A 23,281-nucleotide genomic window follows, 5' to 3' on the forward strand; every position below is an offset into this window, starting at 1 on the left:
TCTAGCCTTTCATCGCCTGGGCGAGGGAGTTGAGTTTGGTTTTGACGGAAGCATCGATGAGCTCAGAGCCCATCTGGATCCTGATGCCGCCGAGAAGTTCGGGGTCGACCTGGGTGTCCAGGCTGACGGTGCGGCTGGCACGCGCCGACAGCTTGTCTTTCAAGGTCGCGACTTGCGCGTCGGTCAGCGGGCGGGCGCTGGTAACCTGCGCATGCGCGACATTCTTGTGGTCGGCATAAAGCTGCGCAAACGCATTGAGTGTCGCTTCGAGCTGGTCGAGGCGGCCATTTTCGGCGAGGACGCCGAGGAAATTCTTGGTCAGCCGGTCGAACTTTGACTGGTCGGCGATGGCACGCACGGCGCGGGCCGCATCGGCGCGACCGATCGACGGATCGCCCGCCAGCGTCTTGAGATCGTCCGATTCGGCAAAAGCGGCGCCAAGCGACTCCATGTCGCCGGCGACCGTGTCGACCTTATTTTCGTCTTTTGCGAGGCCGAACAAGGCTGAGGCATAACGCCCCGCCAGGCTGGCCCGGATACCGCCGCTTTCGCTCACGTTCACCTAGCTCCGGTGCAAAGTCATTGTCCCATTTTCGTAAAGCGGGGCGCCACGAAAAAAACCGTGCGCCCCCATGGGTTGGCGCGCCTCTAGCAAGGGGTGGCAGAGGATGCAAGGCGCTGTCTTCGCTCTGACGGGGCAGGGCTGGAAAAGCGTCATTTCTCTGGCCGCCTATGGCCATCCGCACGGGCTTGCGGGTCCCCACGAATCGACTAGGACTGGTGCGGGTCATGTCCCGACTTCCCGCCTTGGCGCGCAGCGCCATATTTGTCCTCGCTTTCGGCTTTGCAGGTGCGCTTATCATGCTCTTCGCTCTCCAGCGCCAGATGATCTATCCCGGCACCGGCCCCGATGACGGCAGCTGGAATGCACCGCCGCCAGGCTATGAAACGGTCGAGCTTCATACCGCTGACAAGCTTGCGCTTCGCGCGCTTTACCGGGCGCCCAAGCCCGGCGGCAAAGTGCTGATCTTCTTCCACGGCAATGGCGATAGCGCGCTAAACAGCGCCTTCAGCTTGGCGCCAGTGCTTGGCGAGGCGGACGGCGCGTTGATGATGTCGTATCGCGGCTATGCCGGAAATCCGGGGCAACCGAGCGAAGAGGGTCTCTATGCCGATGCCGACGCCGGGCTGGCCTATCTGCGATCTCGGGGCATCGAAGACAGCCGCATTGTCATCGGGGGATTTTCGCTGGGGACCGGCGTTGCCAGCCAGCTTGCCACGAAGGGTGAGTTTGCCGGCCTCTTGCTCATCGCGCCATTCACCGCTTTGTCCGATGTCGCCGCCGAACATTTTCCGTGGGTGCCCACGAGCCTCTTGATGCGCGACCGCTACCTGACACGAGATCGGCTTAAAACTGGCGCGCCCTTGTTGATCGTGCACGGCAAGCGCGACGGCATCATTCCCGTCAGCCACGCGCGGCGACTGGCAAAATTACGCGACGATGCGCGGCTCGAACTGTTCGACAACGCCACCCACAACGATGTGAGCGCCATCGCAAGCCAGACCATGCGCGACTGGATGGCCGGGCTCTAGGCCGCCCAGCGCGGCTCCAGCACCAATCGATAGAACAAGGTGAATTCGTTGGGGCGATAGTCACCGAAGGGACCGCATTCGTCGAACCCGGCCTTGCGGTAGAGGTGGTTCGCGGCGTCGAAGGCGGCGCTGTTGCCGGTCTCTAGATGCAATCGCCGCATGCCCATGCGCCATGCCTGGTCGCGGAGGTGATCGAGCATGGCGCGCCCGACACCGCGCCCCAGCGCTTCGGGATGCGTCCGCATCGACTTGATCTCGCCGCTGGTGGCATCGAGCCGCTTGAGCGCCCCCACGCCGAGCAGGATGCCCTGTTCTTCGCGTAGCGTGAAAAAGCGGATCGAGGGTTCGGCCAGCCCCTCGCGCGCCAGCACATGGCAGGCCGACGGCGGCGAGCCCGCGCGCATCTCGCGGAAATGAAGGTCGAGCAGATCGCCGACATCGCCGCGATCGAGTTCTCCTTCAGCGAACTGCCAATGCATCATCATGGGGTGAGAAATAACGGTCATGCCGCACTGCACAAAGGTGAGAAATTTACGCATCTGCTTTGACCGCAAGTTTCGGGACGCGCGGCGCGACGTGGCGCGGCATAAATCTCCTATGACCTATCGCATCACCGGCATCGACCCTGAACCCTACCAGCGCTTCTTCACCATGAGCGATACGGATCTCACCGCCGCTAACGCAGTCGTCATGACAAGCGATGCGCGCGTCGGTTACCCATGCCGCGCTGCGCTCGACGACGTGCCGCCTGAAACGCGGCTCGTGCTGGTCAATCACGTCAGTCATGAAGGTGGGCCCTATGCCGCCAGCCATGCGATCTTCGTTTCGGAGAATGCCGACCGTGCCGATTATATCGATCGGGTTCCGCCAGCGCTCGACCGACGCATCCTGTCACTTCGTGCGTTCGGCGCCGATGGAATGATGGCGGATGCTTGTCTGGCGCAGCGGGGCGAGGCGGACCGCGCCATTCGTGCGCTCTTCGAAAATGAAGCCGTCGATCATATCGACGCACATAATGCCATACGCGGCTGTTTCGCTGCGCGGGTGGAGCGGGCATAGTGGCAATGATGCAACCAATAGCGATCGATGATGATGCGGCATGGCAGGCAGTGAAAGAACGCGACCGGCGGTTCGACGGCCGCTTCGTGACCGGCGTGCTGACCACCGGCATCTATTGCCGCCCGTCGTGCGCAGCGCGCCATCCCAAGCGCGAGAATGTGCGCTTCTTCCATGACGGCGCGGCGGCGCGCGGCGCGGGTCTGCGCCCCTGCAAGCGCTGTCTGCCCGATAATGTCGCGCCCGATGAAGACGCCGTCGCTGCCGCAGTGAAGCGCCTCGATGCCGGTCCCGCGACGCTGGAGGAACTTGCCAAACTGACGGGCTATTCGCCGACCCATTTCCAGCGCGTCTTCAAGCGCGCGATGGGCGTCTCGCCTGCTGCCTATGCACGGGCCCGCCGGTCGGCGCGGGCAACGCAATCGCTCGAACAGGAAGGCAAGGTCACCGATGCCATATATGACGCAGGCTACGACGCTCCCAGCCGCTTCTATGCCGATGCACAGCGGCTCGGCATGACGCCGTCAGCCTGGAAGAAGGGCGGGGCAGGGGTCACTATCCGCTACGCCGTCGTCGACAGCGCGCTCGGACCGATGTTGGTCGCTGCCACCGACAAGGGCATTTGCCGTCTAAGCTTCGATGAAGACGAAGCAGCGCTCTCAAAACGCTTTCCCAATGCCAAAATTGTCGCCGATGACGGCACGATCGCGGACTGGGTCGAGGGCGCCGTGCAGGCGGTCGAAGCACCGCTTGCCATGCCCGACCTTCCGCTCGACGTGGCCGGCACCGCTTTCCAGGAAGCGGTTTGGCAGGAGTTGAAGAAGATCCCGCCCGGCGAAACGCGCAGCTATGCCGATATCGCCGCCGCGGTGGGCAAGCCCGATGCGGTGCGCGCCGCGGGTAGCGCCAACGGCGCCAACAATGTCGCCGTCCTCATCCCGTGCCACCGCGTCGTTCGGTCTGATGGCAGCCTCGGAGGCTATGCCTACGGGCTGGAACGCAAGCGCACGCTGCTCGACAAGGAAAGCGGCAAGCGGACGCTGCTCTAGTTGCGTGCCCAGCCTTCCTTGGCAGGCTCCAGCGTCTCAAGAAATGCGTCGGCGCTGCTCCGATATTCGTCCTTGCGATCGTCCTTCATGCGATCCCAGGTCGAATAGACGCGGCCAAGGCGGTGGTTATTCCCCAGCTTGCCGCGGTTGCGATCGAGAAAGTGCCAATAGAGCGCGTTGAAGGGGCAGGCGTTCTCGCCCGTCTTTTTCTTCACGTCGTAGCGGCACTTGTTGCAATAATTGCTCATCTTGTTGATGTAGTTACCGCTCGCGCAATAGGGCTTGGACGCCATGCCTCCGCCATCGGCGAATAGCGCCATGCCAACGACATTGGGCATCTCCACCCATTCGTAGGCATCGCCGTAGACCACCAGGAACCAGTCCTGCACCGCCTTGGGGTCGACGCCGGCAAGGAGGGCGAAATTGCCCAGCACCATCAACCGCTGGATATGGTGCGCGTAGGCATGTTCGCGCGTCGAGCGCACCGCTTCCTTGAGACACAGCATGTCAGTGTCGCCGGTCCAGTAAAATTCGGGGAGGCCGCGCTGGTGATCGAAGAAATTCTCGTCGCCATAGCCGCGGCCCTCCCACCAGTAGACGCCGCGAATATATTCGCGCCAGCCGATGATCTGACGAATGAAGCCTTCAACGGCCTCGATCGGCGCCTTGCCGTCCTCGTAGCGCCGTTCAGCGCGCTGGCAGACATATAGCGGATCGAGCAGCCCAAGGTTGATCGAGGTGGAAAGCAAGGCGTGGTTGAGGAAATCTTCGCCCACCAGCATGGCGTCCTGCGTTGCCCCGAAACAGGGGAGGCGGTGATCTAGGAAGTGTTCGAGCGCTTTCTTCGCGTCCTCTGCCGTGACGGGCCAGCCAAAGCTCTCGAGGGTGCCGAAATGGTCGCCGAAGCGGTCTTCGACCAGCTTCATCACCTTCTCGGTGATGGCGTCGGGCTCGAAGAACGGTCGGTCTGGAAAGTCGGTGTCAGGATCGGCGCTGCCGCGATTTTCCTGGTCGAAGTTCCAGCGGCCTTGCACCGGGTCATCGCCATCCATCAGCAGGCCGGTCTTGCGCCGCATGTCGCGGTAGAAATATTCCATCCGCAGGCCCTCGCGCCCCTGCGCCCAGGCAAAGAATTCATCGAGGGTAGCGACGAAACGCGTATCGGGCAGGATATCGACGGGCAGGTCGAACTGGTCCGACCAGGTTTCGATCTCGTCAGCGACGCGGAATTCACCGGCTTCGACGATGCGGATTTTTTCGACCTCGTGGCGGTCCAGGGCGCGCGCCACCTCGCCGGTAAAGCTGCCCGAATTCTCTTCGTCGTCGAGCGTCACGTAATCGACGGAAAAACCGCGCTCCTCCAGCTCGGCGGCAAAGTGCCGCATCGCCGAAAAAATGAGCGCGATCTTCTGTTTATGATGTTTGACGTAGGTGGCCTCGTCCCACACCTCCATCATCAGGACAGTGGTGGCGGACGGATCCTGGTCGCCCAGCGAGGCGAGGTCGTGGCTGAGCTGGTCGCCAAGGACGGGGACGAGGATAGTCATCCCCGTCCCAACGTCTCAACCTTGAAAAGTTGCCGTCAGCAGGATCGGCAGACTAGCTGTCTTCCTCTTCCTGCTCGCGCTCCCACTCCCACTTGCGATACTGTTCCTCGATCATGGCGAGACCTTCTTCTTCCTCGCCATTGCGCAGCTTCTCCATCGCTTCGCGCAGGGTGCCGAGATCTTCGTTGCCATGCGGTGCAAAGACGATCGGGGTCATCAGGTCGGCGGCCAGGCCGGCCTTTCCTTCGCTGGCAAGCTGGCGCACCAGCGTCGAACGGATCCCGATGTCGTAGGGTGCCATCACGTAAGCTGTTTCGAGCGCCACGAGCGCCTGGTTCGACGGTGCTTCGTCGGCATCCTTGAAGCTTTGATAATATTCGAACAACGGCAGCGGATCGTGCTTGTCGGCAGCATAGGCGTCGAGGAAGTGCGCGCGCGCCTCTTCGAACTTGGCCGCGCCCGAACCGGCATTGTCGTCATGCAGGTCTTCGGCCTGCGCCGCGTCGATCCGGCCGAGGTAAAGATGCGCCTTTGAATGCATCGGGTCGATTTCGAGAGCGCGCTGGGCGGCGCGTTCGGCGGCGACATAATCCTTGGCGTCAAATTCGGCTTCGGCGACTGTCATCGCAACGATGATGCTGTCAGAAGACAGGTTGGCCTTACCGCGCAAAGCCGACTGGATGTTTTTCGCTTCGTCCTCGTCGACACCGCGCCAGGAACGCATGCGATATTCGATTACGTCTTCTTCGGCGTCGGTAAGCTTGCGGACGGTGACCTCGGGTTCCTGGAATTCGGCCGGTTTCACGTTGTAGCCGGGCAGGTCGCCCTTGAGATGGCGTTGGACATCACGGTTCAGCTTGTCGAGATCGCCGAAGGCTGCCTTGGCCGCGTCCATGCTGGCTTCGCCCTTCTGAATGCGCGCCAGGTAATTTTCCAGCTGGCCCTTGCGCTCCTCCGAAAACGTCAGGTGATGGATGAGCAACCAGCCGAATGCATACCAGCCCGCCTGGTCGAGGCCGGTAAGCTTGCGATCGGTCTCGAACATCTTTTCCACGTGGTAGCTCGGCCCACGCTTGAGGAAATCGCTGCGATATTGCGGCGGGTTGCCAAGATGGAAGCTGCCATCCTCGAGGAAGTCGGTCTGACCGTAGAACTCGGCAAACCCTTCGACATACCAGCTCGGGTAGGTCGCCGGAAAATGCTGCAGCATGAAGCTGTGTACATATTCGTGCTTGAGAACGCTGACGGGATCGAGCTTGGTATCGCTCTTGATCATTCGTCGGCTGCCATGCGACCGACGGATGCCGTCACCGCGGATCGGCGAATAGGCGACGGGATTACCCGCGCGCGGGATGTAGAAGCCGCGAACGCCAGCGGCACGAACCCCGGTGGCAAGCTTGGCAATGTCGTTGCCATCGCCCCAATGGAACACGGTGACGCGCTGGGCGTCGCTCTTCGCCGGATCGAAGGGAATGTTCTGCGTGATGCGCATGGCGCGGTCGAAGCGCTCCATCAGCTCGGCGAATTCGACGGCCTGATCCTGCTTGGCAACCGAATAGACGACGAACTGGTCGGTCTTGATCTCATACCAGTCGGCAAAGGCCGGACTGGCCATCGCCATGGTCGCCGCACCGGCAACGAGCGCGGACTTCAGAAACTTATTCACGCAAACCCTCCCCAGGGAAAAAATTGGATGAGCGTCCTGCATAGCAAAGCAGAAGGCTTTGAAAAGCCCCGCCTTTCGTCACCGTACGACTGTCACCGCGAAGCCACAGACTCTTTCGTCAAACAAAACTGTACGGATCGACATCCACGCTGACGCGGACCTTGGCGGGCCAATCGAGCGCGCCCAGCCAATCTCGAATCACCGCCTGCACGTCCAGCTTGCGCTCGGCATGGACGAGCAGCCGCTGGCGGTGGCGACCGCGCAGCATGGCGAGCGGGGCAGGGGCGGGGCCATACACCGCCATGCCCTCGATGGTCGGTTTGGCGCGGCCGATTTCGGCGGCGACGCGCTCGGCATCGCCCTGATCTTCGGCGCTCACGATGATGCCGGCGAGGCGGCCGAAAGGCGGCATTGCGGCGGCGCGGCGGGCCTCCGTCTCGGCTTCGAAGAAAGCGGGTCCATCGCCCGACACCAGCGCCTCGATGACGGGCGCGCTGGGATCGTGGGTTTGTACCAGCACCCGGCCCGGCTTGTCGCCGCGCCCGGCGCGCCCTGCGACCTGGCTGATCTGCTGGAAACTGCGCTCGGCGGCGCGAAGATCGCCGCCTTGTAGCCCCAGATCCGCGTCGATCACGCCGACCAGCGTGAGGTTTGGGAAGTGGTATCCCTTCGTCACCAATTGCGTACCGATCACGATATCGATCTCGCCGGCCTCCATCGCGCGGACGAACTCGGCGGCGCGCGCGGGGCTCCAGATGGTGTCCGAGGTGACGACCGCGGTGCGCGCGTCAGGATACAACTCAGCGACCTCGTCGGCGATGCGCTCGACCCCGGGCCCGCAAGCGACCAGCGTATCTTCCTCGCCGCATTCGGGGCAGGCCGCGGGCGGCGGCATGACATGCCCGCAATGATGGCACGCAAGGCGATGCATCAGCCGGTGTTCGACCATCCAGGCGGTGCAGTTGGGGCACTGGAATCGATGCCCGCAGGTGCGGCACAAGGTGAGCGGCGCGAAGCCCCGCCGGTTGAGGAAAAGCAAGGTCTGCTCGCCCGCTTCCATGTTGGCGTCGATTTCCTTGATCAGCGACGGCGCGAGCCAGTGCTGCCTGAGCGGTGGGTCTTGCGTCAGGTCGACCGCGCGGATGTCGGGCATCTGCGCTTCGGCATGTCGCTCGGTCAGCGTGACTTCGGCATAGCGCCCGATTTCGACCATGTGCTTGGTCTCGATGGCGGGCGTAGCCGAGGCGAGGATGATCGGGAATTCCTCAAAATGCCCGCGCATCACCGCGACATCGCGGGCGTGATACTGGACGCCTTCTTCCTGCTTGAAGCTTGCCTCGTGCGCCTCGTCGACCACGATCAGGCCGAGATTGGCATAAGGCAGGAACAGCGAGGAGCGCGCGCCGACCACGACCTTGGCCGATCCATCCGCGATCGCCCGCCAGGCGCGGCGACGCTCCGAGGCGCGAAGGTCCGAATGCCAGGCCACCGGTTCGCACCCGAAGCGCTTGGTGAAGCGCGACAGGAAAGGCTCGGTCAGCGCAATCTCGGGGAGGAGGACGAGGACTTGGCGGTCCTGCCTGAGCGCCTCGGCGACGGCATCGAAATAGACCTCGGTCTTGCCCGATCCGGTAACGCCGTCGAGCAGGATCGGCTGGAAGCCGTCGCCGATCGCGTCGCGAAGCTGCTTGGCCGCGCCCTCCTGCTCCTCACTCAGCGTCGGCGGGGCGAAGTCGGGATCGGGGAGCGGGAAGGGCGCATCGGCATCGACCGCGACCGGTTCGAGCGCGGCGACTTTCACCAATCCGCGAATGACCCCATCCGACACCTCGGCATGGCGGGCGAGTTCGCGCACGCTGCCTTGGCGGCCCTCGAGCTTCTCGATGGCCTGTTCGCGCTGCGGCGTCATGCGGTCGGGAACGGTGCCCGTCAGCTTGTATTCGACCAGCTGGCGCGGGGTGGCGAAGGCGGCGCCGGGCAGGATCATGCGCAGCACGCTGGCCAGCGGCGAAAGATAATAGTCGGCGGTCCACTCGGCGAGGCGGCGCAGTTTTGTAGGAATTGGGGGGACGTCTTCCTTGGACAGGAGCGGGCGGAGGCGATTGTCGCCGACTTCTTCGGTGGGGAGGCGCTCGGCTTCCCAGACGACGGCGTGCAACTGGCGCGGGCCCAATGGCACCACCACGATATCGCCGGGCGCGACGTCGAGGCCGTCAGGAACCTTGTAGTCTAGCGGCCCCAATGCCGCATTGAGGGTAACAACGCGGCAGCGTCTCACTTGCCGCGCTTGTTCCGGTGTTCGTCAAAGTCGAGGACGGCGCCTTCTTCGCCTTTGTCGTCCTTCAGGAGGCCAAGGCGGCGGGCGACTTCCTGGTAGGCATCTGCGACATCGCCGAGGTCCTGGCGAAAACGGTCCTTGTCCAATTTCTTGTCGGTCTCGGCGTCCCACAGGCGGCAGCTGTCGGGGCTGATTTCATCGGCGAGGATGATGCGCGAAAAATCATTGTCCCACAGGCGGCCGAATTCCAGTTTGAAATCAACCAGCTTGATGCCGATACCCGCGAACATGCCGCTCATGAAGTCGTTGATGCGGATCGCCATGTCGGCGATGTCGTTCATCTCTTCCTGGCTGGCCCAGCCGAAGCAGGCGATATGCTCTTCGGAGACGAGCGGGTCGCCCAGCTCATCCTTCTTGTAGCAATATTCGATCACGGTGCGGGGCAGGCGCTCGCCCTCGGTGAGGCCGAGGCGCTTGGCGATGGTGCCCGCGGCATAATTGCGCACGATCACTTCCAAGGGCACGATTTCGACTTCGCGCACCAGCTGCTCGCGCATGTTGAGGCGCTTGATGAAGTGGGTGGGGACGCCGATGCCGCCAAGCGCGGTAAAGATGCGCTCGGAAATGCGGTTGTTGATCACGCCCTTGCCGGCGATTTCGCCTTTTTTCTGCGCGTTGAAGGCGGTCGCATCGTCCTTGAAATACTGGATGATGGTGCCGGGTTCGGGACCCTCATAGAGGATCTTCGCCTTGCCTTCGTAAATCTGCCGCCGCCGTGCCATACCCTATACCCTTCGTATCAGAGCGCGGGATATAGGCGAGGCACGGCGGGGCTGCAATCAACTCCTTGGGCTATTCGCCGGAGACCTCCATTTTCTTGAGGCGCGGACGGCCAAAGCGCGTCCAGACGAGCGCGGCGAGCCATACCAGCAACAAGATCGGCAGCAGCGTGCCGAGCACGATGACGAAGAAGGCAATGACCTCCTGTGCGCCCCACCAGGCAGTGGAGAAAGCCTGTGCGATCGGGCTGGATTTGCCCCAGCCGGGGACGACATCGCCCGCGCCGTAATGGAAGACCATCGGCGTCTGGGCGAGGCTTTGGCGGGCATTGTCCTGCCCGGCTTCCGAAGCGCGCAGCTGGCGGCGCAGCTGCTCGATCTGGGAAAGGATGGAGCCGCGGTTGCGGTCATCCTCCGACAGGCCTTCGAGCTGTTGTTCGAGGCGGCGGATATCGGCCTGCAGGCGGCTTTGAGCGGCGGTCGCGGCGTCGATCGCGGCGCCCGCATCGGTGCCGGTGATCTCCTGCGCGACCAGCATGCCCTCATTCTCCACGATGAGGTCGGTCGCGTCCTTGCCGAAGGCGCGTGCGGCCTCGGGCGCGAGCTTCAATGCGAGCATGGCGGTAATGTCATCCTCGGCGCGGAAGTTGTAGCGAAGGCCGACGATCCGACACTGGTCGACGCCGAGCGCCTCGCAGGCCGCCGCATGTTCCTCGACCAGCCGCCCGATATTTTCGGGGGCGAGGCGGAAGGCGTAGCGATAATCGAACGCGACGCCGGGCGCGGCGGTGACATTGACGCCGGGGGCGCCGGGAATGCGCGTTGTGGGCATGTCACTGCGGATGCCCTCGGCGGGCTCATACTGCATTTCGGGGGAGGTGGAGGCATCCATGGTCTGCAGCTCTTCGGTTTGGCGCTGCGGCGCCTCGCGAGAGCAGCCCGCAATGGCGATGCTGGCGGCGAGCGGGAGCGCCCAGGCAAGCGTGTTTCGTCGTGTTTTGAAGGTCCCTTTTATCATGTCTCGTTCCTTGACAGTTTTGGGGACGATCAATGTTATGTTATCTCAATCGTGCGTCAAGCCGTTTATTTTCGTCGATGAATGGAACAAATCGCACCGAGCATAGCGAAGCGATCGCGGCAGCGATCGTTAGCTATGTCGAAGAGATGCGATTTGTCCGGCCAGCGGGTGGCTGCAAGGCCAACCCGACTGACGAGGCTTCAGGCCGCCCTGAAGCCACATATTTGATTTGCGAGGTTCGTCGCTTATCGATAATGGTGACTGATGCTTAGCTACTTGCATCTTAAGAACTTTCGCGCGTTTAAAGATCAGCGCTTCAATTTCAAAAAACTGAATTTGTTCATTGGTAAAAACAATTCTGGCAAGAGCAGTGCCATAAGCGCAATTAATGTGGTGGCGCAGACTGTTCTTCACCAAGATTTCGGTTCTGTCCCGTTGATTCTCAATAATGTTTTCGACGAACTTGGGACTTACATCGACGTTGTGAACGGCAATGTGTCGACCAGAAAAATGTCGATTGAAATAGGCTTTGATAATTATTCTAGCTTTACTGAGTTCAAATATAGAAGCCAGCGGCGTGAAATTGAGGTCACACATTACCAACTTCGGAAAGATGGAAAGCCCGTATATTCTTACAAAGCTCGGAAGGATGCATTCGACGTAGAGATATTTGGAACGAAATTTGAAGCACTCTTTCCTAACCAAAAGAAGAGGCGCCCAAATTTCAGAAACTCTATTGCATCAATTCCCTACACGGTCCGTGAGGCTCGCAACCGTAAGGAGCTGACGAAAAGCGATCAGCTTTATCGACGTGCCGCTTCTGATTTGATCGATGCAAGATTTAGGCTGCTAGACCATTTTCATGCGTTTGATAGCATTTCTCCTTTCCGGGAAAAGCCTTCCAGAACGTATTTGCATAGCGGAGAATCGGCGAAGCGAATTGGTACAACAGGTACGAATACGGCGGCGATTTTGGCTGCGGATTCTTCAAAAAGAGGCGCTCAAAAGAAAGAACTAGAGAAAAAGGTCTCTGATTGGTTTCGTTATACTGGAATCGCTGAGAAATTGGAGATTGAGACACTCACCCCTCGTCATTTTGAGGTCTGCTTAATCTCGAATGACGGATCAAAGCACAACATTTGCGACGTAGGTTTCGGTTGTAGCCAAGTTTTGCCGGTACTTGTTTCGGGATTAAATCTCTTCGCGAACGCTGAAGACGAAGAGAATGGCATCCTGGTTGTGCAGGAGCCGGAGATCCATTTGCATCCCGATGCGCAAGCGGCAATGGGATCATTTTTTGCCAATCTGTCCCAGCTTGGTCAGGTGTTTATCGAGACACACAGTGATAATTTAGTGCTGCGCGTAGCTCGCCACGTTGCAATGCAAGATATTGAGGCAAGTGATGTCGCAATTTTCTTCGTCGCAGACGATGGTGAGAAGCGCGTTACAGATATCTCAATTTCCGAGACTGGTGCGTTTGAGCCAGAATGGCCTAATGGCTTCTTCCCACAAAGACAGGCCGAGAGTCTTATGCTCGCTCGTGCGGCAATGCGCGCAACTTCGCAGCCTAAACAAAAGAATTTTGACTTTAGCTATCCTCCGGCAAGCGCATGACAGCATTTGTAGTTGACGCAAATGTCATGAACGGATTTCAAAACGAGCGTGCGAAGGATGTCGTCGACGAACACATCGAAGCAATTGAGGCCATTCTTGAAGCGGGCCACATTGGGTTGGACGAAGGTGGGCATTGTGAACAAGAGTGGCTCGATTGTGCCGCTGGAGCGCACCCCCTGGCCTTAAAGGATTGGATCGCCGACAAACGAGTCGAGCAGAAAATCCGTCCATACGAAATGCCTACTGACCCAGACAATAAATCGCTCAACGCGTTGGGGTTACCAAGGAAAGACCATAAATGGATTCGCCTTGCCAAATGCAGTGATGCAGAAGCCATCATATCAAACGACATTGATTTCCTTGACTGCAAGAAGAAGCGGGCAAACGCAAAAGCGAAGGCAAAGATTCGGGAGAACGAATCAGGAGCCACATCTAAATGGATCAGCAAGAATGTAGGCTGCAGTGTTTGGCTCGTTTGTAACGTCTGCTCCCACCTCGATCAGAGTTGAACTAGTTTGGTGCGCATGGGCGTGGCTGCTAAACCCCCAACATCACTGTGGCACCGTCGCACCAGCGTCGCTATCCAATCCCCATGACCACCGATTCCGACCTCATCATCGAAGAACCATTCAAGGACGCCCTGTCCGAGCGCTATCTCGTCTATGCGCTCTCCACCATCACCGCGCGCTCGCTGCCCGATGTGCGCGACGGGCTCAAGCCGGTGCACCGTCGGCTCCTGTGGGCGATGCGGTTGCTCAAGCTCGATCCCAGCGGCGCGTACAAGAAATCGGCGCGTGTCGTCGGCGATGTCATCGGTAAATATCACCCGCACGGGGACCAGTCGGTCTATGATGCGATGGTGCGGCTCGCGCAGGATTTCTCGCTGCGCTACCCGCTCGTCGAGGGTCAGGGGAATTTCGGGAATATCGATGGCGATAATGCGGCCGCCTATCGCTATACCGAAGCCAGGCTGACCAAGACCGCGATGCGGCTGATGGCCGGGCTCGACGAGGGCACGGTGCGCTTTCGCGATACCTATAATGGCGAGGACGAGGAGCCCGAGGTGTTTCCCGGGCTTTTTCCCAACCTGCTCGCCAACGGGGCGGCGGGGATCGCGGTGGGGATGGCGACCTCCATCCCGCCGCACAATGTCGGCGAACTCTGCGCGGCGGCGACGGCGCTGATCGAGAAACGCTCGACCGACGATGCCGAGTTGATGGAATATGTGCAGGGGCCCGACTTCCCGACGGGCGGCGTGCTGGTCGACGATGAAGACACGATCCGCAAGGCCTATGTGACCGGGCGCGGCTCGTTCCGCGTGCGCGCCAAGATCGAAGAGGAAAAGCTCAAAGGCGGGGCCTGGCAGCTGGTGGTGTCCGAGATCCCCTACGGCGTGTCGAAGGGCAAGCTGATCGAGCAGATCGCGGGGCTGATCGCGGACAAGAAGCTGCCGATCCTCGCCGATGTGCGCGATGAGAGCGCGGAGGATATCCGCATCGTGCTTGAGCCGCGCGCGCGTACGGTCGATCCTGCATTGCTCGAGGAAAGCCTTTACAAGCTGAGCGATCTCGAAAGCCGTTTTTCGCTCAACTTGAACGTGCTGGAACGCGGGCGCACGCCCGGCGTGATGAGCCTGCGCGAGGCGCTGCTGAGCTGGATCGATTTCCAGATCGAGGTGCTGGTCAACCGCTCCAACCACCGCATCGCCAAGATCGATGGCCGGCTCGAGCTGGTCGAAGGTTTCCTTAAGGCCTTCCTCAACCTCGACCGCGTGATCGAGATCATCCGCACCAAGGACGAGCCCAAGGCCGTGATGATGGCCGAATTCAAGCTCACCGACCGGCAGGCCGAAGCGATCCTCAACATGCGGCTGCGCAGTTTGCGCAAGCTCGAAGAAATGGCGCTGACCGATGAGCGCACCGCCTTGCTTGAGGAGAAAGAGGGGCTCGAGCTGCTGGTGGGGTCGGAAGCGCGGCAGAAGACGCGGTTGAAGAAGGACCTGAAGGCGCTTGCCAAGGACTATGCCGACGATCCGCGCCGCACGCGCGTGAAGCCCGCGGAAGTCGCCGCGGAGGTCGACTGGACCGCGATGATCGAAAAGGAGCCGATCACCGTCATCCTGTCGCAGCGTGGCTGGATCAAGGCGATGAAGGGGCACACCGATCTGTCCGCGGTGCCCGACATGAAGTTCCGCGAAGGCGACGAGGCCTATCTCCACTTCCACGCGCAGACCACCGACCGCCTGCTGATCGCGGCGTCTAACGGGCGCGTATTCACTGTGGGCGGTGATAAGCTCCCTGGCGCCCGCGGTTTTGGCGAGCCCGTCAAGCTGATGGTCGATATCGATGACGAAGCCGAGATCGTGGCGATGTTCCCCGTCGCCGCCGATGACCAACTGCTCGTCGCCGCCGATGACGGGCGCGGCTTCCTGACGACGGGTGAAGCGGTCATGGCCGAAACGCGCAAGGGCAAGCAGCTGATGAACCTCAGGAAGGGCGCCAAGGTAAAGCTGCTCAAGAAGGCGCCGGAGGGCTTCGATGCGATCGCGGTGGTGGGCGAGAACCGCAAGATGCTGGTCTTCAAGGCCGACGAGATGGCGCAGCTTTCCAAGGGCGCCGGCGTCCAGCTGCAGCGTTACCGCGACGGCGGGCTGTCCGATGCGATCGCCTTCAAGCTCGATGACGGGATCAGCTGGGCAATGGGCGGTGCAGGAAATCGCAACCGCACCGAAAGCGACGTCACGCCGTGGAAGGTCGCGCGCGGCGCCGCGGGGCGCATGGCGCCGACGGGTTTCCCGCAAAGCAACGCGTTCGTCCCGCCCTTCGAGAAACCCGAAGAAGTTTAACCTACCTCAAAGTTATTGAAAACGGGCCGTTAACGCCTTGGCGCTAATGGGGTGCGCCTATGCAAACGAAACCGATCGATCTGGCGTTCGAGACCACGGATCGCGTACCCGGTGGTGCGCGCGTGGCGTTTGCACATGAAATGAGGATGCTCGAGGCGCTGCCCATGGCCGCCGCGATTGTCGGGCTGAACGGCGACAAGCTGTGGGTCCACGCGCTCAACGAGACGTTTCGCAACACCGTGCTGACCTTCGATCTAGAAGAAAAAGAGGTGCAGGTCTTCCAGCGCCATGCCGCGGGCGAGATGGGCACCTTCTTCCGCGCCTTCCTGGCCGATCCCATGAACGCTCCCGACCAGATGGACAGCGAGGACGGCGAAGGGCTTTCCAGGCGCTATTTCACGCTCAAGCTGGCGCCGCTGGGGCCGCATAGCGACGGGTCGCCGCGCTGCCTCGTCAGCCTGGTCGACCGTACGGTCGAAATGCGCGCCGAAAAGCATTTGCGTGATGAAATGTTGCGCGACAGCCTTACCGGGCTTCCCAACCGGCTGAGCTTCACCGAATCCATCGAACAGGCCGAAGGCGATCATGCCGTGCTGGTCGTCGACATGCTGCGCTTCAGCCGCATCAATGAGAGCATGGGCACGATGGCCGGCGACGAGCTGCTTATCACGCTGGCACGGCGCTTGATGGGCGCGCTGCGTTCGGGCGACATCCTGGCGCGCACGGGCGGCAACGAATTTGCCGTGCTGGTGCGACTCAACAAGGGGCGCGAAGATGCGCTGAAGGCGGCGCACCGGATTGAAAATGCGCTGGTCGATCCGTTTCGCCTGTCTGAACTGGAAATCCGCGTCGACTGCGCAATCGGCATCGCGATGCTCGATCGAGATTCAGTCGGCGAAGAGCTGTTCCGCAATGCGCAGTTCGCGGTCAAGCAGGCCAAGGCTGTCGGGCGCCCGACCGTCTACGCGCCTTCCGAGGCCAGCGCCGCGCGCCACCGCTTCAGCATCGAAACCGAACTACGCCGCGCGCTCGACCGCGAAGAAGTCGAGCTGGCGTTCCAGCCGCTAATCGATCTCAAGACCGGCCTGGTGACGGGGTTCGAAGCCCTGTCGCGCTGGACGCATGAAGAGCGCGGACCCATCAGCCCCAGCGAATTCATCCCGGTAGCCGAAGAAAGCGGCCTGATCCTCGATCTTGGCCGTTTCGTCATGGAGAAAAGCGCGGCGACGCTGGCTGAATGGGACGAGCGTGCGGGCGAAACGCTGCCGCTATACGTGGGCGTCAACCTGTCGGCGATCCAGCTGCAACGCGACGATATATCCGATGTCGTCGGATCGGCGCTGCGCGCGCATAATATCGGCGGCGAACGGCTGACGCTGGAATTGACCGAAAGCGCCATCGTCCAGGACCCGGCGCGCGCGGGGCAGGTGTTCGAGCGCCTGAAAGGGCTCGATGCGACGCTGGCGATGGATGATTTCGGGACCGGCTATTCGAGCCTCGCCTACCTTCAGAGATTGCCCATCGACGTCCTCAAGATCGACCGCAGTTTCGTCACCGGGATGCTCAAGGACGCCGACAATATCGCCATCGTTCGCGCGATCCTGGGCCTCGCCGATGCGCTAGGTATGAAGACCACCGCGGAAGGCATCGAAAATGTCGAGCTTGCGACCACGCTGGCGACGCTGGGGTGCGACAACGGACAGGGATACTTCTTCGCCAAGCCGCTAAAGGCCGACGACGCCTTTGCCTATTGGCAGCAACGCAAGAAAGCGGGCGGGCTGCTGGGTTAGGACAGGAAGATGTCCGGCCATCAGTCGCCCTTGTACGGTTTGACGGGGAAGACGGGCGGGAAAGGAGCTTTGCCGTTTTGTTCACGTTCTTGCTGGATCGCCTTAGCTAGATCGTCGTCGAACATGACATGAAAGCGCGGATCGGCGCGGGCAGCCGCGTTCAAGCCCGAGCGACCGGGTGATTGCGACAAGAAGGTCGCCCATGCCCCCGCCAAATCGTACCACAGCTGCGCTCTGTCGAGCGCTTCATCGACTTGCCCTCCATAGGCGATCAGATGCACGACTTGGATTTCATTTTCCCACAGGGAACGAGGGTAAGGCACGACCTTGCCATCGCCAATCGCGCGAAGATATCGCGCCATCTCCGCTATGGTAGATGCGTCGGTGCCAGCGCCAGCTGCGCGTTCACGGATGACGGGCCAGTCGCGTTCGATATCGGACTTTCCGCCCAGCCTGGCCAATGAGACAAACCACCAGCCAGTCAGATAGTCGCAGCCTTCGCACTCACGGACATATTGCGACAGGCTCGAATAATCACCCATCGCCTGGAGGCAAGCGAAATACGCGCGCGAGATGTTTTCATTGACGGGTCGCGGTTGAGCGCGGCGTTGAGCACTGTCCGGGCCTCGAGGTGGTTGCCCATCCTTAAGTGAATGAAACCCAGCGAATATAGGGCTGGAGCGTGATCGGGGGCCTCATCAAGAATGGATTGTGCGGTTCGGATGGAACCTTCGAGGTCCGCCTCAAACCGGAGCTGGCCGACTGATTTGGCTGCACGTCCAAGAAGATTGTCGGGATCAAGGCGCTCGACGGCCTCCAGCGCCTCCACATATTGCCCCTTCAATTCTTCCTGGCTCATGAAGAGATCGCCGCTGCCACCAGACACCACGAGTATGTATGCAAGGCCTGCATGAGCGTCGGCAAAATCGGGCGCAATGCTGACGGCGCGGCGATATTCGGCATAGGCCTGACGGCGCTTGGTGATGTCGTTGCGGCGGGTTTGCGCTTCGCGGCCGCGCAAATAGGCTTCGTAAGCACGGGGATCGACATTGGCAGCGGCGGCGACGCGCCCGGCACCGACACCGAGGCGCGATTGCAGGGCTGCGGCGAGATCGCTCGCCATGTCGGCCTGCATTGACTGGAGCGCGTTCTTGCTGCGTCGATAGCTTTTGTTCCAGATTTGAGCGCCGTTCGATGTGTCAATCAGGCTGATATCGGCACGCATTTCATCGCCGACCTGTTGGAGCTGACCTTCGACAAAATGGGAGACACCCAGTTGCTCGCCGATCTGGGCGGCGGAAAGGCCCTGGCCTGCGACAGCGTTGACCGAGGCGTTGGCGGTGAGTTGCAGGCCTTCAAGACGCGCAAGATCATTGGTGATGGATCCTGATATGCCTTCGCCAAGAAAAGCGATGTCATCATTGCCAAGGGTCGAGAGCGGGATGACGGCAAGGCTGGTGCTGGCGGCGACCTCGTCAGCGGTGCCGTCCAGCCCGCCATCCCATGCCCAATAGCCGAGGCCGCCAATGGCGGCGAGGAGGGGCAAAGCGAGGAGGGCTGCATTGGGAGTGCGTTTTTTCGTGAGCGCTGGCGTGGCAACTTCATGGGTGCCGCCGATCAGCGCGTCGAAGGCCTGTGTCAGCGAGGCCATGGCATCGGCATCATCCAGATCGATGGCGTGGCGCTGGCGAAAACCGATGGGGGGTAGGGTGTCATCGATGCGGGCGGCGACGAGCTTGTTGCCGTCGCGGCCGATGGCGGCTTCATCGCGGACCCATTCTGATTTGACGGCATCGGCGGACCAGATGACCAGCACCGCCTTGGCCTTGGCTAGCGCGGCTTCGATATCGTCGCTGAACTGGTGGCCGCTGCGCAAATGCTTGTCCCACCACAGCGAATAACCTGCTTCCTCGAGCGCAGCGGCGAGCTTTTCGACGCGCGGCTGGTCGGCGCGGGCGTAGGAGAGGAAGATGTCGGCCATCTAGTACCCAGGTTCCCTCATACGTGTTTCTTCGGCAGCGACTTCCTCGGGCGAGATTGGAAGGCCTGCGGTGATGCCGCGTTCGCGGCGATATTCGGCGACGGCCTTGTATTTCGGAATGTCGAAGAGGGCGTGGTAGCGCGGATGAGCGCGGATATGCGGGGGCGGGGTAAAGCGGTCGCCATTGAGGATGCTGTGCAGTGATCCCGCGTGCATCCTGCCGAAAAAGCGTTCGAGGGCTGCCAACTTCTCATCATCTTCGCTGACGTTGAGATGGTAGATGGTCTCGTAAAATCGCCCGAACAATTCGCCTTCGTCCTTGAATGGACGTCCGGTGACCACGGCGCGAATATAGCGTTCAAAAGATTGAACGACAGTGTCGTCCAACCCGCCTGCCGAGGCAAAATCCGTCAAGCGAAACAATTCTTCATCCAGTTCTTTTTCTGGAACCAGTGCCGCCATTGCGGTGAGCCAGGACAAGCCCACCGGGCCGCAATTTACCGTGCAGGCCAACGCTTCATTCCGGATGTTGGTGTAGCGGCCAAGCGCGCGCAGGGCGCCGAAGCGATTGGAGACCAGTTCATCGTCGAAGGGGGCGAGAGCCTGGGCCCGGGTCGCTGCCTCCAGCGCCGCGCGATGATTGCCGGCCGAAGAATAGACGTCAGAAACGACGGTATGCGCCGGACCAAAATCCGGATCCTTTTCGAAGACCCTTTCCAACAAATCGAGTGCCTGCGTGATGTCGCCATCTTCCTTGTGCACCGTTTCCGCCTTGGCCGTTAGGCCAAACAGGCTGTCGGGATCCAGCTCCAGCGCACGATCATGGGCGGCACGGTTCGCCAGTGTGAAGTCGGCATGATCCATCGATAAGGTGAAGGGACCGATCTGGGTGAGGGCATAGGCAAGGCCGGCATGGGCATCCGCTGAATTGGGCGAAAGTTCAGTGGCGCGCTTGAAGGCATTGTAGGCCTCGACGCTCTCTTTCTGAGTGCTGCGTGTGAGCATTAGCGTCATGCCGCGGCGATACTGGTTCAGCGCTTCGCCAGACAGCGCACTATCCTGCGGTAGGTGGCCGAGGCCCAGCCCGAGATAGCCCTGCAGCGCCGCGGCGATGTAGCGAATCGACTGGCGTTGCAGCTCGGGCAGGGTTTGTGCTTCGGTACTGCGGCTATCCGCCCAGACAGGGCGGCCCGTCTTGCCGTCGATGAGGCGGGTGGTGGCGCGCAGGCTGTTGCCGTCCTGCTGCAAGTCGCCTTCAATCAGATAGTCGGCGCCGAGCCGCTCAGCCAGATCTGTGGACGACAGATTATCGCTGGCCGTGGCAAAGCTGGTGCGCGCGGACAAAATGTCGACATCGGGGATGTGGCTCAGCCCGTCGATGATCGCGGCGGGATAGGATTCGCGCTGGCTATCATATTGATCGCCGGCTGCATTGGTGAAGGGCAGGACGGCGATGGTAGTAATGCCATCTTTATTGCCGCCGCCTCCGCCCGTGAAGAACCAGGCACCAATGGACAAGGCGATGACCAGAATGGCGGCGATAACCAAAGCTATGGGCCTGCGTGACGCGGTCGCCGCCGACGGCGGTGCTTCTGATTGTCGTTCGCGATCCAGACGGCGATCGAGCGCACTAGTCAGCTTGGCCAATCCGGCACGATCGCGCGGCCATTTGGCAAAGTCGAGGGCTTGGACCTGGCGAAAGCCCAAGGGCGGGAGCGTATTATCGAGCGCGATTGGAAGGAGCTTGCCTTCATCACGGGCATATCCGGCTTCATCGAGCACCCAATGGCTTTCGACCGAAATCTTGGACCATGCGACGATGATAATTTTTGCAAGTTCCAGCTCGCGCTGGATATCCTTGGCGAAATGGTGGCCGCCTTCGATATCGCGGTCCCACCACAGCGAATAACCTGCTTCCTCCAGCGCGACGGCGAGCTTTTCGACGCGCGCCTGGTCGGCTCGCGCATAGGAGAGGAAGATGTCGGCCATCTAGCGGCGCAACTCGGCGAGGCGGCGCCTCTCGGTCGCAACCTCATCAGGGGCGAGGGGGAGGCCGGCCATGATGCCTTTCTTGCGGCGATATTCGACGATGCGCTGGGCAACCGCGTTGTCGAAAAGGGCGTGGTATCGAGGGTCGGCGCGCAATTCCGGCGAGAAGGCCGTGCGACCGTCGTGCAGCAGATTGATGACTTGCGCATTCTTCGTGTTGCGACGGGCCTGCTCGGCAATTGCAAAGGCTTCGTCGACATAGCCGAGATAGGCGTGAAGTCCCGCGCCCGCGAAACCCAGAAATGCCTCGGGCCGTGGGCCGCCGTAGGGCTCACCCTTCACGACATGCCGGCCCAGTGCCTCGGATATGGCGATGAGGGGTTCCGGGATCTTATCGCGACGCGCCCGTTCGCGCAGCGCCTCGATATCCTGGTCGAGCTCGTATGGCCGGGCGAGATCGAGCATGGCGTAAAACCAGAGCTGCACTTGCCCCGTGCAATCGGCACAGGTTTCTATGGCCTCCGCCACGCTGTTGTAATTTCCTGCTGTATGAGCGATTGCCAGCCGCGCGTTGACGAGAACCGTGTTGAACGGGTCGCGTGCGATTGCCTGCTCGATATGGCGCGATGCCTGATCATAATTGCCCGCCGCCACCTCGACAAATCCAAGAACATAGTGCGCCGGACCAAAGCGCGGCGCTTCTTCGACGAGGGCTCTTCCAAGTGACGTCGCGCGCTCGATGTCGCCCTCATATTCCAGGATATTGCGTACCTGCGCGGCGCGCGCGAGAAGATTGTCCTTGTCGAGGTCGAGCGCGCGGCGGGTCGCTCCCCGGGCTTCGGCAATGAAGCTCTCATGGCTGAGGCCAAACTGGAACGGCGTGCTGTGAGCGAGCAAATAGGCTTTTCCGGCATGGGCATCGGCATAGTCGCGATCGATCGCGATGGCGGAATTGAAGCGACGCAAGGCTTCACGGCGGTTGTTGGCATCGATGCGATTGAACAATTTCTCGACGCCGTCGAGATAGGCTTCGTAGGCGCGCGGATCCGCTGGCGCGGCCTGGGCCAGCGTGCCGCGACCGACCCCCAGACGGCTCTGTAATACCGATGCTATATCGCGGACGAGGCGCTGCTGCTGCTGTTCGACGCCGTCGGCATCGCTTTGATACTGGTTCGACCAGATCTGACGACCGCCTTCGGTTTCCACCAATCGTGCATCGATGCGGACGCCATCCGCGCTCGCAACAACCTCTCCCTCGACGATATGCGACACGCCCAGTTGCTCGCCGAGCTGGGCCGCGGTCAGCCCGCCAGCGGCAAGCGCGTTGGTCGACATGCCCGAGGTAAGGCTGATCCCGTCGAGCGGGGCAAGGCCATTGCTCGTGGACGAGGCAATCCCGGGTCCGAGATAGGCGCGCTCTTCATCGCCGCTATAGGCAAACGGCATTACCGCAAGGCTGACGTTCTGAGCCTGCTCCGCCTCCGCGCCGGGCAGTCCCTGCGTTGCGACATAGGTCCCCCCGGCCAGCACCACGGCGATCGCGGCCGCCGCCGCGATCCACGGTTTCTTCGAACGTGCCGTCGCTGCCGTCGGTGCGGCGGCTGCGGGCGCATCCTTGCCCAAGGCTTCCATCAGCGCTGGCGGCAGGTCGCCGCCGTTCCAGCCGCTCATGTCGGTGGCATGATATTGGCGAAACCCCATCGGCGGGGCGGTGCCATCGAGGCTCAACGCGATCAGTTTGCCCTGTTCGGCTGCCTCGCTTGCCTCGTCGCGTACCCAGCGCGATTTGGCGGCGTCGGCGGACCAGGCGACGATGACATGCTGCGCATCGCTGAGCGCTGCTTCGATATCGTCGGCAAATTCGGCGCCCGAGCGCAAATGATTGTCCCACCAGACCGCGAAGCCTTGCTGCTCCAGCGCGGCGACCAGCTGCTCGATGCACGGCTGATCGGAGCGGGCGTAAGAGATGAAGATATCGGCCAAACGTTCCCCCGAGCGCTGTTATTAACCTACGCTAACAGAGCGCGCTCACAGCGCAAAGCCTTGTCCGGGGAGGGTTCACACTTTGTTTAGCAT

General features: G+C 61.3%; 18 protein-coding genes. 7 read left to right on the forward strand and 11 right to left on the reverse strand.

Features of this window, described 5'->3' with window-relative positions; translation table 11 throughout:
- Position 1 precedes the first annotated feature (1 nt).
- The gene (locus tag NUX07_RS04825) at positions 2-556 is read right to left on the reverse strand and encodes a F0F1 ATP synthase subunit delta (RefSeq protein ID WP_265529257.1); all 555 of its coding nucleotides are present in this window, start codon (positions 554-556) and stop codon (positions 2-4) included.
- Between the two features lie 233 nt (positions 557-789).
- On the opposite strand from NUX07_RS04825, the gene NUX07_RS04830 reads away from it, so the two are divergent.
- Positions 790-1,593, forward strand: a complete 804-nt coding sequence (locus NUX07_RS04830; protein ID WP_265529258.1) for an alpha/beta hydrolase — start codon at positions 790-792, stop codon at positions 1,591-1,593.
- On the opposite strand, the gene NUX07_RS04835 is transcribed toward NUX07_RS04830, so the two are convergent.
- On the reverse strand, positions 1,590-2,132 hold the full coding sequence (locus tag NUX07_RS04835; protein ID WP_265529259.1) for a GNAT family N-acetyltransferase: 543 nt from the start codon (positions 2,130-2,132) through the stop codon (positions 1,590-1,592). The two genes, NUX07_RS04830 and NUX07_RS04835, sit on opposite strands and share 4 nt — an antisense overlap.
- Before the next feature lie 58 nt (positions 2,133-2,190).
- Here NUX07_RS04835 and NUX07_RS04840 point away from each other — a divergent pair, with 58 nt between their 5' ends.
- Positions 2,191-2,652: a DUF1203 domain-containing protein gene (locus NUX07_RS04840; protein WP_265529260.1), complete on the forward strand. Its 462-nt coding sequence runs from the start codon at positions 2,191-2,193 to the stop codon at positions 2,650-2,652.
- 5 nt (positions 2,653-2,657) lie between these two features.
- Positions 2,658-3,698 (forward strand): bifunctional DNA-binding transcriptional regulator/O6-methylguanine-DNA methyltransferase Ada, encoded by a 1,041-nt coding sequence (gene ada, locus NUX07_RS04845; protein ID WP_265529262.1) that lies wholly within the window; start codon positions 2,658-2,660, stop codon positions 3,696-3,698.
- On the opposite strand, the gene NUX07_RS04850 is transcribed toward ada, so the two are convergent.
- The 5 genes from NUX07_RS04850 to NUX07_RS04870 all read right to left on the reverse strand — a co-directional run bounded on the left by NUX07_RS04850 (position 3,695) and on the right by NUX07_RS04870 (position 10,986).
- Positions 3,695-5,245, reverse strand: a complete 1,551-nt coding sequence (locus NUX07_RS04850) for a cryptochrome/photolyase family protein (RefSeq protein WP_265529264.1) — start codon at positions 5,243-5,245, stop codon at positions 3,695-3,697. The genes ada and NUX07_RS04850 overlap by 4 nt on opposite strands.
- Positions 5,246-5,297: 52 nt before the next feature.
- The gene (locus NUX07_RS04855) at positions 5,298-6,911 is read right to left on the reverse strand and encodes a tetratricopeptide repeat protein (RefSeq protein WP_265529265.1); all 1,614 of its coding nucleotides are present in this window, start codon (positions 6,909-6,911) and stop codon (positions 5,298-5,300) included.
- A gap of 118 nt (positions 6,912-7,029) precedes the next feature.
- The gene (locus NUX07_RS04860) at positions 7,030-9,189 is read right to left on the reverse strand and encodes a primosomal protein N' (protein ID WP_265529266.1); all 2,160 of its coding nucleotides are present in this window, start codon (positions 9,187-9,189) and stop codon (positions 7,030-7,032) included.
- Complete coding sequence (gene purC / locus NUX07_RS04865; protein WP_265529267.1) at positions 9,186-9,971, reverse strand: phosphoribosylaminoimidazolesuccinocarboxamide synthase; 786 nt, start codon at positions 9,969-9,971, stop codon at positions 9,186-9,188. The genes NUX07_RS04860 and purC overlap by 4 nt, the downstream gene beginning before the upstream one ends.
- A 70-nt stretch (positions 9,972-10,041) precedes the next feature.
- Entirely contained in the window at positions 10,042-10,986 is a 945-nt protein-coding gene (locus NUX07_RS04870; RefSeq protein WP_265529269.1) for a hypothetical protein, read from the reverse strand.
- Positions 10,987-11,250: 264 nt separating this feature from the next.
- On the opposite strand from NUX07_RS04870, the gene NUX07_RS04875 reads away from it, so the two are divergent.
- The 4 genes from NUX07_RS04875 (at position 11,251) to NUX07_RS04890 (ending at position 17,235) form a co-directional block, all read left to right on the forward strand.
- Entirely contained in the window at positions 11,251-12,600 is a 1,350-nt protein-coding gene (locus NUX07_RS04875) for an AAA family ATPase (protein WP_265529270.1), read from the forward strand.
- 26 nt (positions 12,601-12,626) lie between these two features.
- The gene (locus NUX07_RS04880; RefSeq protein ID WP_265529272.1) at positions 12,627-13,109 is read left to right on the forward strand and encodes a hypothetical protein; all 483 of its coding nucleotides are present in this window, start codon (positions 12,627-12,629) and stop codon (positions 13,107-13,109) included.
- Positions 13,110-13,192: 83 nt separating this feature from the next.
- A complete protein-coding gene (gene parC, locus NUX07_RS04885) occupies positions 13,193-15,445 on the forward strand; it encodes a DNA topoisomerase IV subunit A (RefSeq protein ID WP_265529274.1) in 2,253 nt (750 codons plus the stop codon).
- 59 nt (positions 15,446-15,504) lie between these two features.
- Positions 15,505-17,235: a putative bifunctional diguanylate cyclase/phosphodiesterase gene (locus tag NUX07_RS04890; RefSeq protein ID WP_265529276.1), complete on the forward strand. Its 1,731-nt coding sequence runs from the start codon at positions 15,505-15,507 to the stop codon at positions 17,233-17,235.
- Positions 17,236-17,255: 20 nt separating this feature from the next.
- Here the strand turns inward: NUX07_RS04890 and NUX07_RS04895 are convergent, their stop codons facing one another.
- From NUX07_RS04895 to NUX07_RS04910, 4 genes are read right to left on the reverse strand one after another with little or no spacing between them, the layout of a single operon-like run.
- Positions 17,256-17,777 carry a hypothetical protein gene (locus NUX07_RS04895; protein WP_265529277.1) on the reverse strand — a complete coding sequence of 174 codons (522 nt, stop codon included), beginning with the start codon at positions 17,775-17,777 and terminating at the stop codon, positions 17,256-17,258.
- A complete protein-coding gene (locus NUX07_RS04900) occupies positions 17,717-19,216 on the reverse strand; it encodes a TIR domain-containing protein (protein ID WP_265529279.1) in 1,500 nt (499 codons plus the stop codon). Before NUX07_RS04900 ends, NUX07_RS04895 begins: the two co-directional genes overlap by 61 nt.
- Positions 19,217-21,205 (reverse strand): TIR domain-containing protein, encoded by a 1,989-nt coding sequence (locus NUX07_RS04905; protein WP_265529282.1) that lies wholly within the window; start codon positions 21,203-21,205, stop codon positions 19,217-19,219.
- A complete protein-coding gene (locus NUX07_RS04910; protein ID WP_265529283.1) occupies positions 21,206-23,188 on the reverse strand; it encodes a TIR domain-containing protein in 1,983 nt (660 codons plus the stop codon).
- Positions 23,189-23,281: the final 93 nt, after the last annotated feature.

It is taken from the genome of Sphingomicrobium marinum (genome assembly GCF_026157105.1).
In the GTDB taxonomy this organism is placed as follows: domain Bacteria; phylum Pseudomonadota; class Alphaproteobacteria; order Sphingomonadales; family Sphingomonadaceae; genus Sphingomicrobium; species Sphingomicrobium marinum.